Annotated in this window: 13 protein-coding genes; 7 read left to right on the top strand and 6 right to left on the bottom strand. The window is 63.9% G+C overall.

Annotated features, from left to right (window positions below; translation table 11 throughout):
* Positions 1-50 precede the first annotated feature (50 nt).
* Complete coding sequence (locus tag ACFR9U_RS16730; protein ID WP_247378271.1) at positions 51-503, bottom strand: OsmC family protein; 453 nt, start codon at positions 501-503, stop codon at positions 51-53.
* Positions 504-858: 355 nt separating this feature from the next.
* Between ACFR9U_RS16730 and ACFR9U_RS16735 the strand changes: the two genes are divergently transcribed.
* Both ACFR9U_RS16735 and ACFR9U_RS16740 read left to right on the top strand, forming a co-directional pair.
* The gene (locus tag ACFR9U_RS16735; protein WP_247378274.1) at positions 859-1,665 is read left to right on the top strand and encodes an enoyl-CoA hydratase/isomerase family protein; all 807 of its coding nucleotides are present in this window, start codon (positions 859-861) and stop codon (positions 1,663-1,665) included.
* Between the two features lie 18 nt (positions 1,666-1,683).
* The gene (locus tag ACFR9U_RS16740; RefSeq protein WP_247378276.1) at positions 1,684-2,571 is read left to right on the top strand and encodes a beta-keto acid cleavage family enzyme; all 888 of its coding nucleotides are present in this window, start codon (positions 1,684-1,686) and stop codon (positions 2,569-2,571) included.
* A 64-nt stretch (positions 2,572-2,635) separates the two neighbouring features.
* Here ACFR9U_RS16740 and ACFR9U_RS16745 read toward each other — a convergent pair whose 3' ends face one another.
* From ACFR9U_RS16745 to ACFR9U_RS16755, 3 genes are read right to left on the bottom strand one after another with little or no spacing between them, the layout of a single operon-like run.
* A complete protein-coding gene (locus ACFR9U_RS16745; protein ID WP_247378278.1) occupies positions 2,636-4,972 on the bottom strand; it encodes a heavy metal translocating P-type ATPase in 2,337 nt (778 codons plus the stop codon).
* The gene (locus ACFR9U_RS16750) at positions 4,973-5,791 is read right to left on the bottom strand and encodes a sulfite exporter TauE/SafE family protein (RefSeq protein WP_247379025.1); all 819 of its coding nucleotides are present in this window, start codon (positions 5,789-5,791) and stop codon (positions 4,973-4,975) included.
* 50 nt (positions 5,792-5,841) lie between these two features.
* Complete coding sequence (locus tag ACFR9U_RS16755; RefSeq protein ID WP_247378280.1) at positions 5,842-6,054, bottom strand: hypothetical protein; 213 nt, start codon at positions 6,052-6,054, stop codon at positions 5,842-5,844.
* 101 nt (positions 6,055-6,155) lie between these two features.
* Here ACFR9U_RS16755 and ACFR9U_RS16760 point away from each other — a divergent pair, with 101 nt between their 5' ends.
* Genes ACFR9U_RS16760 through ACFR9U_RS16775 form a run of 4 tightly spaced genes read left to right on the top strand, consistent with a single transcriptional unit; the run spans position 6,156 to position 8,907 of the window.
* Entirely contained in the window at positions 6,156-6,389 is a 234-nt protein-coding gene (locus ACFR9U_RS16760; RefSeq protein WP_247378282.1) for a hypothetical protein, read from the top strand.
* 6 nt (positions 6,390-6,395) lie between these two features.
* Positions 6,396-6,944 (top strand): cytochrome c oxidase subunit II, encoded by a 549-nt coding sequence (locus ACFR9U_RS16765; RefSeq protein ID WP_247378284.1) that lies wholly within the window; start codon positions 6,396-6,398, stop codon positions 6,942-6,944.
* A complete protein-coding gene (locus ACFR9U_RS16770) occupies positions 6,941-8,710 on the top strand; it encodes a b(o/a)3-type cytochrome-c oxidase subunit 1 (RefSeq protein ID WP_247378287.1) in 1,770 nt (589 codons plus the stop codon). Before ACFR9U_RS16765 ends, ACFR9U_RS16770 begins: the two co-directional genes overlap by 4 nt.
* Complete coding sequence (locus tag ACFR9U_RS16775) at positions 8,707-8,907, top strand: hypothetical protein (RefSeq protein WP_247378289.1); 201 nt, start codon at positions 8,707-8,709, stop codon at positions 8,905-8,907. Before ACFR9U_RS16770 ends, ACFR9U_RS16775 begins: the two co-directional genes overlap by 4 nt.
* 258 nt (positions 8,908-9,165) lie before the next feature.
* On the opposite strand, the gene ACFR9U_RS16780 is transcribed toward ACFR9U_RS16775, so the two are convergent.
* Positions 9,166-9,402 carry a hypothetical protein gene (locus ACFR9U_RS16780; RefSeq protein WP_247378291.1) on the bottom strand — a complete coding sequence of 79 codons (237 nt, stop codon included), beginning with the start codon at positions 9,400-9,402 and terminating at the stop codon, positions 9,166-9,168.
* A 106-nt stretch (positions 9,403-9,508) separates the two neighbouring features.
* Positions 9,509-11,209, bottom strand: coding sequence for an acyl-CoA carboxylase subunit beta (locus ACFR9U_RS16785; RefSeq protein ID WP_247378292.1), 1,701 nt, complete (start codon positions 11,207-11,209; stop codon positions 9,509-9,511).
* A 285-nt stretch (positions 11,210-11,494) separates the two neighbouring features.
* On the opposite strand from ACFR9U_RS16785, the gene ACFR9U_RS16790 reads away from it, so the two are divergent.
* Entirely contained in the window at positions 11,495-11,914 is a 420-nt protein-coding gene (locus ACFR9U_RS16790; RefSeq protein ID WP_247378295.1) for a DUF6789 family protein, read from the top strand.
* Positions 11,915-12,038 lie beyond the last annotated feature (124 nt).

Raw genomic sequence — 12,038 nt, forward strand, 5'->3', positions numbered from 1 at the left:
GGAGCAGTTGGCCACAGTACGTCAGCTGAAAATCGAAATCGTCGGCCCGATCAGGCTACGTCGACAGTCACGTCCGTCGGGGTCGGGTTCCCGATGTTGTCACCGACGGGGCAGCGCTCTTCGAGTTCGGCGCGAAACCCGTCGAGTGCGTCCGCATCGGCGTCGGTCTGTACGTCGATGTCGACGCGAATCTCCTGGTAGCCGGCTCGGACGTCGTCGGTTGCACCCGTGAACTTCCGCGGGTCGAGATCACCTTCGATCTCGATCCCCACGCCGTCGATGTCGATTCCGCGCTCCTCGCCGACGGTGTGTGCGACGACGTTGAGACAGCCCGCCCATGCACCGAGCAGGTACTCGACTGGATTGGGGCCGTCGTTCGTGCCGCCGAGGGCCGCGGGTTCGTCGACGACGAAGTCGAAGGAGCGTGCCTCGACGGCGGTTCTGGTTTCGCTCTCGCTCTCGGCTGATACTGCGAACTGCTGGGTGTGGTCCGTTTCGCTCATCGACTCGTACGACGGGGTAGCATCTCATCAAGTGACTGTCCCCGGGAAGATGCGCTGCCGTCGGTGACGGGTGTGAAACCGGGATGGTCGGGAACGAGGCTTTCTCGACGGTGGTCGCTACGTCTCGTGTCGGAGGCTGGTGTCGTCCATTGCGGTAAGTATTGCAACTCGAACGGCAGTCACGCGTCGTTTGCGAACGCACAGCCTTCGGTCTCGCTGGGAGCCACGCGACTGTCGCTCGAAGTGGGGCTCGCACTCCTCGCTGCGAGACCGGATTCGCGCTGGACAAACTCGTTGTCCGTTCCTGTCCGTCCGAAATACTCATGCGACGGGATGTTGCATGTCAGGTATCCACATGGCTGATGCGAGCGACCTGGGGAACGACGACCTCTCCGTGACGGTCAGCGACGACGGACTGGTGGTACGGGCGACGATCGACAGGCCCGAGGAACGCAATTCACTGAACGACGCCGTCTTTCTCGGACTCGCGGACGCGCTGGCGTACGCAGACGAGGGCGAGGCCAGGGTGTTCGTCGTCCGCGGTGCCGAGCAGACGTTCTGTTCCGGCGGCGATCTCAAGTCGATGGCCGGCGTCTTCGGCGACGATTCGACGGCCTATCGCGAGCAGTTCTCGGCGCTCGCGGGCCTCGTCGAGGCGATGGTCGAGGCAAGCGTTCTCACCGTCGCTGCCGTCGAGGGGTACTGCCTGGCTGGCGGTCTGGGCCTCGCTGCAGCCTGCGAGTTCGTCGTGGCCCACGAGGACGCCACCTTCGGAACGCCCGAGGTCGACATCGGCCTGTTCCCCGCGCAGGCGATGGCACCGATCATGCGTGCCGTCGACGAGAAAGCCGGCCTGAAACTGCTGTTCACCGGGGAACACATCGACGCCAACGAGGCGGCCGACATGGGTCTGGTCACGGAACTCGCGGCAGCCGACGAGTTCGGGGCGACGCTCGACGGGTTGGTCGATCAACTCGCCAACAACAGTCCCGTCCTCATCTCGATGGGAAAAGAGGCGTACTACACTCAGCGCGACATGGCCTTCAGCGAGGCGCTGTCGTACCTCAAGGAAATGATCACGCTCATCGCGATGAGCGACGACACCGAGGAGGGGATCAACGCCTTCCTCACGGACGAGGAGCCGGGCTGGAAGCGACGCTAACCGACGACCACCGATACAATGACCTACGAAACCCAGGAGTCCATCAAGGGAAACGACCCGGACAAAGCAATCATCTCGGCGGCACTCACGGGCGCGCTGACGACGCGCGACCAGTGTGAGGCGATTCCCTACACCCCCGAAGAGATCGCAGCAGAAGCCGCCGCTGCGCGTGAGGCGGGCGCTGCGGTCGCGCACATCCACGCCCGGACCGAGAACGGCTCGCCGACCTATTCGACGGAGACTTACCAGGAGATTTACGACGAGGTCCGCGAGCGGACGGACATCCTCGTCAACTTCTCGACCGGCGCGCTCCACGAACCGGTCGAGACCCGCGCCGAGTACGTTCGGGAAGTCCAGCCCGACATCGCGGCGCTCAACATGGGCTCGATGAACTACGCGAAGTACTCCGAGGACCGCGAGGACTTCGTCTTCGACATGGTGTTCGAGAACCCGTTCGACGAGATCCGCGACCTCCTGACCACGATGCAGGACAACGGCGTCAAACCGGAACTGGAGTGTTTCGACACCGGACACGTCGGCAACATCCGCCCCATTCTCCACAAGGGTGAGCTGGAGACGCCGCTGCACTTCAGCCTCATCATGGGCGTGCTCGGGGGGATTCCGGCGACGGTGGAGAACCTCGCCCACCAGGTCCGCCAGCTGCCCGACGACGCCAACTGGCAGGTCATCGGCATCAGCGAGGACCAGTGGCCCCTCGTCGCCGCCGCCCTGGCGATGGGCGGGAACGTCCGCGTCGGCCTCGAAGACAACTTCTACGTCGCGGACGGCGAGATGGCCGAGAGCAACGCCGATCTCGTCGAGAAGGCCGCGCGAATGACCCGAGACATCGGCCGCGAGCCGGCGACGCCCGACGAGGCGCGCGAGATCATGAGCATCGAGAACTGAGGCAAATACTGTGCAGCGGTATCGATTCGAGCGTCCCGCAGGAACTAACCGATCAAGAACGGTCTCAGCGGAGCGAGCGCGAGGAGTTCGTCACAACCAGCAGGCTCGACGTGGTCATGGCGAGCGCCGCGAACAGCGGATTGAGCATGCCCGTGAGGGCGAGCGGGATGGCGACGGCGTTGTAGAGGAACGCCCACCCGAGGTTCTGTCGAATGCGGCCGTGCGTCCCCTCGGCGATGTCGAACAGCGTGCTGACGCCTGCCAGGTCGTCCTCGATCAGGATGGCGTCCGCCGCGTCGGTCGCGAGATCGGTCCCGCTCCCGAGCGCGATGCCGAGGTCAGCCGCCGCCAGCGCCGGGGCGTCGTTGCTCCCGTCACCGACCATCGCGACCGTTCCGTGACCACGCAGCCGTTCGACGGTCTCGGCCTTCGCTTCCGGCGGCACGCCCGCGAACACTTCGTCGATGCCCGAGTGGTCACGGTACCGTTCGACTGCCTGCCCCTGGTCGCCGGTCAGGACGACGATTTCTCGGGAACTCGACAGTGAGTCGACGACGGACTCCCACTCCGGCCGCGAGCGTTCGCCCAACACGAGCACGGCTCGGGCGCGCCCATCCCAACCGACCGCGACCGGGCGGTTCCCGTCGCGCATGGCCGTCTCTGCACGGCTCGCGAGCGCTTTGGGGACCGTCAGCCCCTTTGATTCGAGCAGGTCGGTGGTCCCGACGACGACGGGCTCGCCGTCGACGACGCCACTGACGCCAGTGGCGTGATTCTCGAACTCGCTGGCGGACGGCGGGTCGTCCGCACGGTCGGCAATCGCCTCGGCGACCGGGTGACTCGACAGCGACTCGACGGCCGCCGCCCGACGGAGCGCAGTGTCCCCCTCGTCGCCGGCGATATCGACGACCTGCAACTCGCCGGTGGTGAGCGTCCCAGTCTTGTCGAACACGACGGTGTCGACATCGGGGACTTCCTCGAAGACGGCCTCGGTCGCGACGACGATCCCGGCCGCCGACGCTTCCCTGATGCCCGCAGCGATCGCCAGCGGCGTCGCCAGGCCCAGCGCGCAGGGACACGAGACGATCAGGACGGTGAGCGCCACGAGGAGTGCGGCGACGCCCGCACCGCCCGTCGCGAGCGTCCACCCGGCGGCGAGCACTGCCAGGATGACGACGGTCGGCACGAACACCGTCGCCAGTTTGTCGGCCAGCCGCTGAATGCCCGGTCGCGCGCTCTGGATCGACCAGAGCAACTCGACGAGGCGGTCCAGCGTGCTCGTCGCGTCCGCGCTCACCTCGACGACCAGCGGCGCGTCAGTCACGACGGACCCGCCGACTACCTCGTCACCCTCGTCCTTTCGGTCGGGCATCGGCTCGCCGGTGAGCAGCGACTCGTCGACCGCCGCCGACCCGTCGACGACGGTTCCGTCCGTCGGGACGCGCTCCCCGGGCTTGACGAGAACGTGATCGCCCCCGGTCAACGCGGCGACGTTGACGGTCTCGGTGTCGCCGTCGTCGTACCGCCTGGCTTCTTCGACGCGGGACTCGGTCAGGTCAGAGAGCAACCCGGCTGCGCGCCGTTTCACGCGTCGCTCGTAGTAGTTCCCGAGCGTCACCACGAGGATGATGGCGACGCTCACGTCGAAGTAGAGGTGGGTCCGGCCGAGGGCGATCGCGACCGAACTGTAGGCGTATGAACTCACCGCTGCGAGCGCCACCAGCAGGTCCATGTTCGGGTGGCCGGCCCGGAGGCTGACGAACGCACCGCGGAGGATGGGCCACCCGGTGTAGCCCAGCACGACGGTGCTGAACAGCCAGATGTTACCGAAGAGGTACAGGCCCACGGCCCCCGACAGGTCGATGAACGGCGGGTCGTAGCCGAAGTAGGTCGGATAGAGGAAGATGACGTACCACATCATCACCATCATGCCGAAAAAGCCCCCGATGACGAGCGACCAGACGGACTCGTCGGCATCCGAGTCGTCCTTCCGGTCGCGTTCGCGGGCGCGATAGCCGTACCCCGACACGGAGTCGCCGAGTTCGGTTTCGGTCACCTGCTCGGGGTCGTACGCCAGTCGCATCGTGTCCGTGGCGTAGCTCGCGGTCGCGTCGTAGACGCCCGCGTTGTCCACGGCCCGCGATTCGAGGAACGCTTCACAGGTCGCACAGTGCATCCCGTCGACGGCCAGGAACGCCTCCTCGGCCTCGTCGGGGACCTCGGCCGCAGTCTCCCCGTCGAGTCTCGCCTCGACGGTCTGTTCGTCCGGGACGTCAGCACTGGCATCGCCCAGGGCCTTGGACACTTCCAGACAGCCCCGACAGCAGAACACGCCGTCCTCGGACTCGTCAGTGATCGGCGGGTCGGGCGTCGGTCGGTCACAGAGCGTACAGTCCGTCATTTATCCAACGAGAGGTTGATAGAACGGCACCGGGACGTGCGGGACGTGAATCCCCAGCAGCATCAGGCCGTGCGAGAGGGGAATGTACCCCAGCACGAGGAAGGCTGCGCCGAGCAAGCGGTGTAACGTTCGGCGGTGGCCGTCTCCGATCGATCCGAGGAGCGTTCCGTAGGCGAAGAGCGTCGGGAACGTTCCGAGTCCCAGGATGCCGAGACTGAGTGCGGCACGGACTGGATCCCCGAGCGCGAACGCGTACACGTATGCTGGGTAAAGGATCGGACAGGGAAGAATGCCGTGAATCGCTCCCAGCCCGACGATCCGCGGCGAGCCGACCAGCGAGTCCACTCGCGCGGTCAGCAACGCGGAAACGCGCTGGAACGTATCGCCGACGACGGCCGGCGTGAACCGGTCGAGCGTCCCCGTTCCACCGAGGAGGTACTGGAGACCGGCGACGATGATGACGACACCGACGCCGAGGCCGGCCGCGATTCGAACGCCCCGCTCTACGGGCGGTATGGCACCGACAGACGCGAAGAGGGCGCCACCGACCGTCGCCGCGAGGGCACCGATGGCCGCGTAACTGATCGTCCGTCCGAGGTTGAACAGGGCGTGTTGCCGAACGGCAAACGGTGTGAGCGTGTCACCCCGACGGGTCTCGGTCTGCTCGTCGATACGGTCCGCGTACAGCGTCACGAGCGGGCCGCACATGCCCAGACAGTGTGCGCCAGCGAGAAGTCCGATGACGGCGAACGCGAGGAGATCCACGTTCGAGCCGACCACTTCCACGCCGGCGAGTTGCAGTGTGACGGCCGACACCATAGTCATCACTGCGTGGACAGGCTCGTCGGTCGGCGGGCGGACACCCTGAGTCAGGCCTCCGCGCCGTGGGCCCCGTGATCGCCCTCACCGTGCGGGGACAGGAACAGGTAGATGCTGAGTCCGACGAGAATCACGTTGACCGTCGTGACAGCAGCTGCATAGTAGTCGGGTTTCAGTAGTCCGAACAGTAACGTCGGGACGATCGCCAGAAGTGCAACCGCCACGGCGACGCGTGACGGGATTCGAGCGAGCATGCTTGCCATGTCTGGAGAGGACGGACTGATCCAATAAAGTAGTACACCCCATTCCCAGATGGTGAAAACGCACCACCAGAGAGTTATAGTACATGTCCTAAGGGAGTGATATGGCAGAGGTAGAAGCAGGTACGAATACAGAGGGAGACATCCCGGGCGCGGACGCGTACGCAGACGGGACGCTCGTTCGCGACCCGGAGGTGGAAACTCCGCTCAGTCAGGAGGAGTTCGACCCGAAGGGAACGTTGATGTTGTTGCTCATATACTTCATCATCCTCACACTGATGTGGTCGTTCACCTACTTCGTCGAGTTCCTGGGACGGACGGGGACAGTCATCGGGTGATCAGAGATGCACGTACACAAATACGAGAAACTCTGGCTGATCGCTTCGCTCGTGTTGATTGTCGGATTCATCTCGACTATCGTCTTCGGTGCCGTCGGTGCCGGCGTCAAGATGGTCGACGACAGCGGTGGGCAGGTCAACGCGAGCGGCCTGAGCGACCACCCCGAGTTCAAGGATCCCGGCGTTCGGAAAGTCGGGTCGAACGAGTACGAAGTATACGTCGTGGCTCAGCAGTTCATCTTCAATCCGGAGACGATCGAAGTGCCCGCGAACAGCAACGTGACGTTCTACGTGACCTCCCGTGACGTCATTCACGGGTTCGAGGTCGTCGGGACCAACGCGAACACCATGGCCGTTCCGGGCGAAGTCTCGAAGATCACCGTTCAGTTCGACGAGCCCGGCGAACACGGCATCGTCTGTAACGAGTATTGCGGCGGAGCCCACCACGACATGGAGGGGAAACTGATCGTCCGCGAGCCGTCGAACTTCACGATGGGCGACCAGAGTTCGGCGCAGATGACGAATCAGGAAACGAACGGAACTGATGAAGCATGAGTACGCCGACAGAATCTATACTAAACATCGGAACGACTGAAGAAGAGGAAGCGTTACCTGAGAACTCGTTCATCGTCAAGTATCCGAAAGTAGCGCGAGTCGTCCGGATCTGCCTGACCTACTCGTTCATCGCCTTCGCCATCGGCGGCTTCATGGGCGTGCTCCAGGCGCTCCACCGGACGAACATCCTGCGGGTCATCGACTCGGCCGACTACTACTCGGTCTTGACGGCTCACGGGGTGTTCCTCGTCATCGTGTTCACGATCTTCTTCCTCGCCGGGCTGTTCGCGTGGGCGAACACGCGAAGTCTCGGGAGACCGCCGGTGAACATCAAGTTCACCTGGCTGTGGGTCGGCACGATGTCGGCCGGAGCGCTCCTGGCCGGCGGGAGCATCCTCGCCGGGCTCGTAAAGGAGATCGACATCAGCGCGGACGTCCTCTACACGTTCTACTCGCCGCTGCAGGCCCATCCGCTGTTCTACATCGGGCTCGCGGTGTTCGTGGTCGGGACGTGGCTCGCATCGTTCGACTGGTTCCGCCAGTACCTCGACTGGCGCGCCGATAACCCCGACGAGCGCATCCCGCTCCAGTCGTTCATGGTGATGACGACGATGCTGATGTGGCTCCTCGCCACCCTCGGCGTCGCCGTCGAAACCGTCGTCTTCCTGATTCCGTGGTCGCTCGGCATCATGCCGGCTCCGAACCCGATGCTGACGCGGACGCTGTTCTGGTTCTTCGGCCACCCGGTCGTGTACTTCTGGCTCATGCCGGCGTACCTCATGTGGTACACCATTCTGCCGAAGATCGCTGGCGGTCGGCTGTTCAGCGATCCGCTCGCTCGCGTCGTCTTCCTGCTGTTCCTGCTGCTCTCGACCCCGGTCGGGATTCACCACCAGTACATGGACCCCGGCATCGCGGAAGGGTTCAAGTTCATCGCGATGGTGAACACGATGTTCCTGCTGCTCCCGTCGTTCCTGACGGCGTTTACGACCGTGGCGAGCATCGAGCACGCTGCACGCCAGCGCGGCGGCAAGGGATACTTCGGCTGGCTCAAGAAACTCCCGTGGCGTGATCCGGCGTTCACCGGCATGGGGCTCGCGGGCCTAATGTTCGCGGCTGGCGGGTTCTCCGGCATGGTCAACGCCGGGATGAACCTCAACTACCTGGTCCACAACACGCTGTGGGTTCCGGGCCACTTCCACCTGACAGTCGGCACGGCAGTCGCGCTCAGCATCATGGCTGGCAGTTACTGGCTCGTGCCGCGCATCACCGGTCGGAAGGTGTACAGCCGTCCGATCGGCCTGTTCCAGGTCGTCCTCTGGTTCATCGGCATGGTCTTCATGTCCGCTGCGATGCACCGTGGCGGTCTCGCGGGCATCCCGCGCCGGACCGCGGAACCGCAGTACACCGGATTCGCCTTCGAGTCGGTCACGGGAACCATCGGCAGCCTCCGACTCCAGCTGGCCTTCGGTGGCGTCCTGCTGTTCGTCTCGCTGGTGCTCTTCCTGGCGAACATCGCGCTCACGGCCACCAACAACGAGGCCGCAACGGGCCTGCGGACTGAACTCCCGCCGGCACTCTCCGGTCCCGAACAGTCGCCGACGATCCTCGACGACCTCAAGATCTGGGCGCTCATCGCTGTCGTGCTGGTCGTGCTGGCCTACGGGCTCCCGCTGTGGAGCATCATCAACAACGGCGGCCTGTATCCGGACGGAATCAGAGCTGCACCCGTCACTCTGGAACCGGTCCTGGAGGTGATCCTATGAGCCGTCTCTCGCCCGCTGGGATCCTGGTAGTCGGCGCGTTCCTCGTGCCCGTCGCCATCGAACTCCCGGTCGTCTTGGCGTTCCTGGGGATCGACTTCCCGGAGGGCCTCTCGTTCGGGATGACCGCGCTCGCGTTCGTACTGGTCCTCATTTGGTCCGAGGTCAGCGAACCGGCCGGTTCCTCGACCAAATCCTAGGTATCGATTGCCGATCGCGTACGACCGCTTTTTTCACCGCTGTGACTAGTTACCAGCACCGGCTCGTAACGTCCAGCGTCGTCAGAACATCCGTTCGCGGCTGTCATTCCTGATCGACAACGGCCACAGCGAGATCGACGAGTCCTCGACGTCTCTTTCCTGCCCCTGTCCTATCACAGAGTCGGACACGAGAGGGATTTTGGAGGAAATTCTCGCGGAAAAGGGGGACGTCGATGAGATGAAAAACGAGGGCCTCACTCAGAACTGTCGGCGCTGGTTGGCATCCCGAAACTGTCCGAGGTCACTGACACCGTACATGATCGTGAGGACCAGACCGACGAACACCAGCGACCCGAACAGATAGCCGTTCGACCCACTGAGGCCTGCTGGACCGAGCAGCGCGTACACACTGAGACCGATCAGCCCGAGCGCAACCACTGCAACGACGGCGCCGACCACGACGACGATCCGTTCTAGTGTCGATCGTTGTACCATATCATCACTCACTACTCCGCGTTCGTTCTAAACTATCTATGCGTATTCCCAGGATGTGAAAACGGGGTACGCAAACGGCAATTCGAGAGTTCTGTGGAAAGAAGGGTTAGAACAAGATCGTCCCGTGATGGCGGTCCCGCCGGGTCCGGCGCTTGTTCTCGAAGGCCGTCATTCGGGCGACGAGTTGCTGGCGGAGGTCACCGGCAGGAACGAGTTCGTCGACCTGCATGTTCGAGGCCTGTTTTCGGACGTCGATGTACTTCTGGAACTCTGCTTTGGCGCTCTCGATGAACGCCTCGCGGGTCTCACCCTCCATGTCTTCCAGTTGCCCCCCAAAGAGGGCGTGGACGGCGGCGTCCGGCCCCATCACGCTAATTTCGGCGCTCGGGAGCGCGAGCGTGGCGTCCGGGCCGAACGAGGGGCCACACATCGCGTAGATCCCCGCGCCGTACGCTTTTCTAGTGATGACGCAGAACTTGGGGACCTGGGCGTTCGAGGTGGCGTAGATGAACTTCCGGCCCCGCTGGAGGATGCCCTCCTTCTCGACTTTCGAGCCGACCATGAATCCCGGCGTGTCACAGAGATAAACGAGCGGGATCTCGTACGCGTCACAGATCCAGACGAACTCGGCGGCCTTCTCGGCTGAGTCCGGGAAGATAGCTCCCGAGACGTGATCGGGCTGGTTTGCGACGACGCCGACCGGCTTGCCGTTCAGCCGTGCGAATCCGGTGACGATCTCGCGAGCGAACTCCGGTTTGATCTCGAAGAAGGACTCGCGGTCGAAGACGCGGTCGATGACCTCGTGGACGTCGTAGGCCTCGTTCGGCTCGTCCGGGATGACCTGGTCGAGCCCCTTCGGGTTCTTGACCGGCGGTTTCGCCTCCCGAGTGGGGTTGGGCGCGTCGTACTTCTGGGGGAGAAAGGAGAGCAGGTGTTTGACGGCTTCGACGGCGTACTCCTCGTCCGGGACGACCAGGTCGGCGCTCCCGCTGTGTTTGGCGTGGACCTCGGGGCCGCCAAGGCCCTCCATGTCGATCGACTCGCCGGTCATCGCCTCGACGATGCGCGGGGAGGCGATGGCCATCCCGGAGATGTCGTCGACCATGACGAGAAAGTCACAGAAGACGGGGGTGTACGCGGAGCCCGCGATGTCCGGCCCGTAGAGGACGCCGATCTGGGGTACCTGTCCGGAGTGGATGCACTGATTGTAGAACATCTTCCCGCCGCGGTACCGATCCATGTGCGTGTCGCCTTCGTCGCGCTCCTCGGCGTCGAGTCGGGCACCCGTCGAGTCGATGAGGCGGACGATGGGCGCCCCGGCTTCCGCCGCGCGCTCTGCCAGCCGAATCTCCTTTTCGACGCCCATCTGCCCGAGCGAGCCGGCCTTGACGGTGTAATCGTTGGCCGTGAAAAACACCTGGCGATCGTTTATGGTACCGACGCCGGTGAGCAGCCCGTCGCCGGGGAGTTCGTCGTCGTCGGCGTAGCGCGCGAAGGTGCCGTCTTCGTAGGCGATCTCGTCGAACAGCATGTCGAGCCGATCGCGGACGAACAGTTTCCCGAGGTCCTCGATCTTCTCGTGGCCGCGCTCGGGACCGCCCTCGAGGATCGACTGGACGTCCTCACGGAGCCGTTCTTCGCGATCGGTCACCACCGCGCCGCCTTCCTCCCAGTCGCCATCGTCAGCGGACACGCGACCGCCGTTCTCGTCGACGATTTCGACCGGTTGTCCCAGGTGCTCCGCGACTGCCGTCGCGATCACCCGCGCCGTCTCCTCGTCGGCCTCGTCGTTCACCCTGATCTCCACGGGCAGTCACCTCCGTGACGCCCGGTACCTACTGTCGAGAAACTCAAGTCGAGTTCATAGTTGGGCCCGGTATCCATGGTAGACACATTCTCACGTGAATAATAAAATAAGTATGGGTGGCTGGGAGATCGAAGCCGGTGAGGCGGGGGAATGAGTCGAAAGCTCGAATTACTACGGATGCCACCACATTTTGCGGCACCTTCCTGGGCGTGGATCGAGAGAGGGCTGTCAGCGGTTCGGTATCCGGGACAGTACTTTTTGGTGTCTTCGTGGAAGACGTGAGAAATGAACCGGCCAGCCAGCGCTATCGTCGGCGGCGTCGTCGGAACGGCTGTCATGTCGATGATTCTCGCGATGGTCGAGGTAGAGTCGCGATACGCCATCGGCTTGTTCGAGGCGATTGCGCGGTTCGCGCGCGTTCCCGGCAACCAGTTCCTCGGATTCGTGATCTTCGCGCTCGTCGGCACGGTCGCGTGGCCGCTCCTGTTTCTCGGACTCGAGCGTTACCTCGTCCCCGACTCGGACCCGGCAGTCAGAGGGCTCCTCATGGGTGTGCTCCTCTGGATCGGCTTCGCGATCATCGGCCGAGGTACCATCACCGGTGTGCTGTTGATCGTGTACCTCGCGTTCAGTCTGGTCGCCCATCTCGCCTACGGGTTCACAATGGGCGCAGTGTACGACCGCCTGTCGAGAGAGCCAGTTTGACGGGAAACCCCGCCTTATGTCGCCGACGACTGGCGTACTCTGCCTATACCAAAGTACGGTGCGGCCTGGCTAGACCACGATGACTATCGGGCGCTGCGTCGGCACGGCAGTCGAAGGAGGTGGT

This window comes from Halorientalis brevis (assembly GCF_042678165.1).
Classification (GTDB): domain Archaea; phylum Halobacteriota; class Halobacteria; order Halobacteriales; family Haloarculaceae; genus Halorientalis; species Halorientalis brevis.

What these genes read in the sequence shown, in the direction of transcription:
- ACFR9U_RS16730 (WP_247378271.1), bottom strand. Translation starts at nt 503, where the DNA reads ATGAGCGAAACGGACCACACCCAGCAGTTCGCAGTATCAGCCGAGAGC.
- ACFR9U_RS16735 (WP_247378274.1), top strand. Translation starts at nt 859, where the DNA reads ATGGCTGATGCGAGCGACCTGGGGAACGACGACCTCTCCGTGACGGTC.
- ACFR9U_RS16740 (WP_247378276.1), top strand. Translation starts at nt 1,684, where the DNA reads ATGACCTACGAAACCCAGGAGTCCATCAAGGGAAACGACCCGGACAAA.
- ACFR9U_RS16745 (WP_247378278.1), bottom strand. Translation starts at nt 4,972, where the DNA reads ATGACGGACTGTACGCTCTGTGACCGACCGACGCCCGACCCGCCGATC.
- ACFR9U_RS16750 (WP_247379025.1), bottom strand. Translation starts at nt 5,791, where the DNA reads ATGGTGTCGGCCGTCACACTGCAACTCGCCGGCGTGGAAGTGGTCGGC.
- ACFR9U_RS16755 (WP_247378280.1), bottom strand. Translation starts at nt 6,054, where the DNA reads ATGGCAAGCATGCTCGCTCGAATCCCGTCACGCGTCGCCGTGGCGGTT.
- ACFR9U_RS16760 (WP_247378282.1), top strand. Translation starts at nt 6,156, where the DNA reads ATGGCAGAGGTAGAAGCAGGTACGAATACAGAGGGAGACATCCCGGGC.
- ACFR9U_RS16765 (WP_247378284.1), top strand. Translation starts at nt 6,396, where the DNA reads ATGCACGTACACAAATACGAGAAACTCTGGCTGATCGCTTCGCTCGTG.
- ACFR9U_RS16770 (WP_247378287.1), top strand. Translation starts at nt 6,941, where the DNA reads ATGAGTACGCCGACAGAATCTATACTAAACATCGGAACGACTGAAGAA.
- ACFR9U_RS16775 (WP_247378289.1), top strand. Translation starts at nt 8,707, where the DNA reads ATGAGCCGTCTCTCGCCCGCTGGGATCCTGGTAGTCGGCGCGTTCCTC.
- ACFR9U_RS16780 (WP_247378291.1), bottom strand. Translation starts at nt 9,402, where the DNA reads ATGGTACAACGATCGACACTAGAACGGATCGTCGTCGTGGTCGGCGCC.
- ACFR9U_RS16790 (WP_247378295.1), top strand. Translation starts at nt 11,495, where the DNA reads ATGAACCGGCCAGCCAGCGCTATCGTCGGCGGCGTCGTCGGAACGGCT.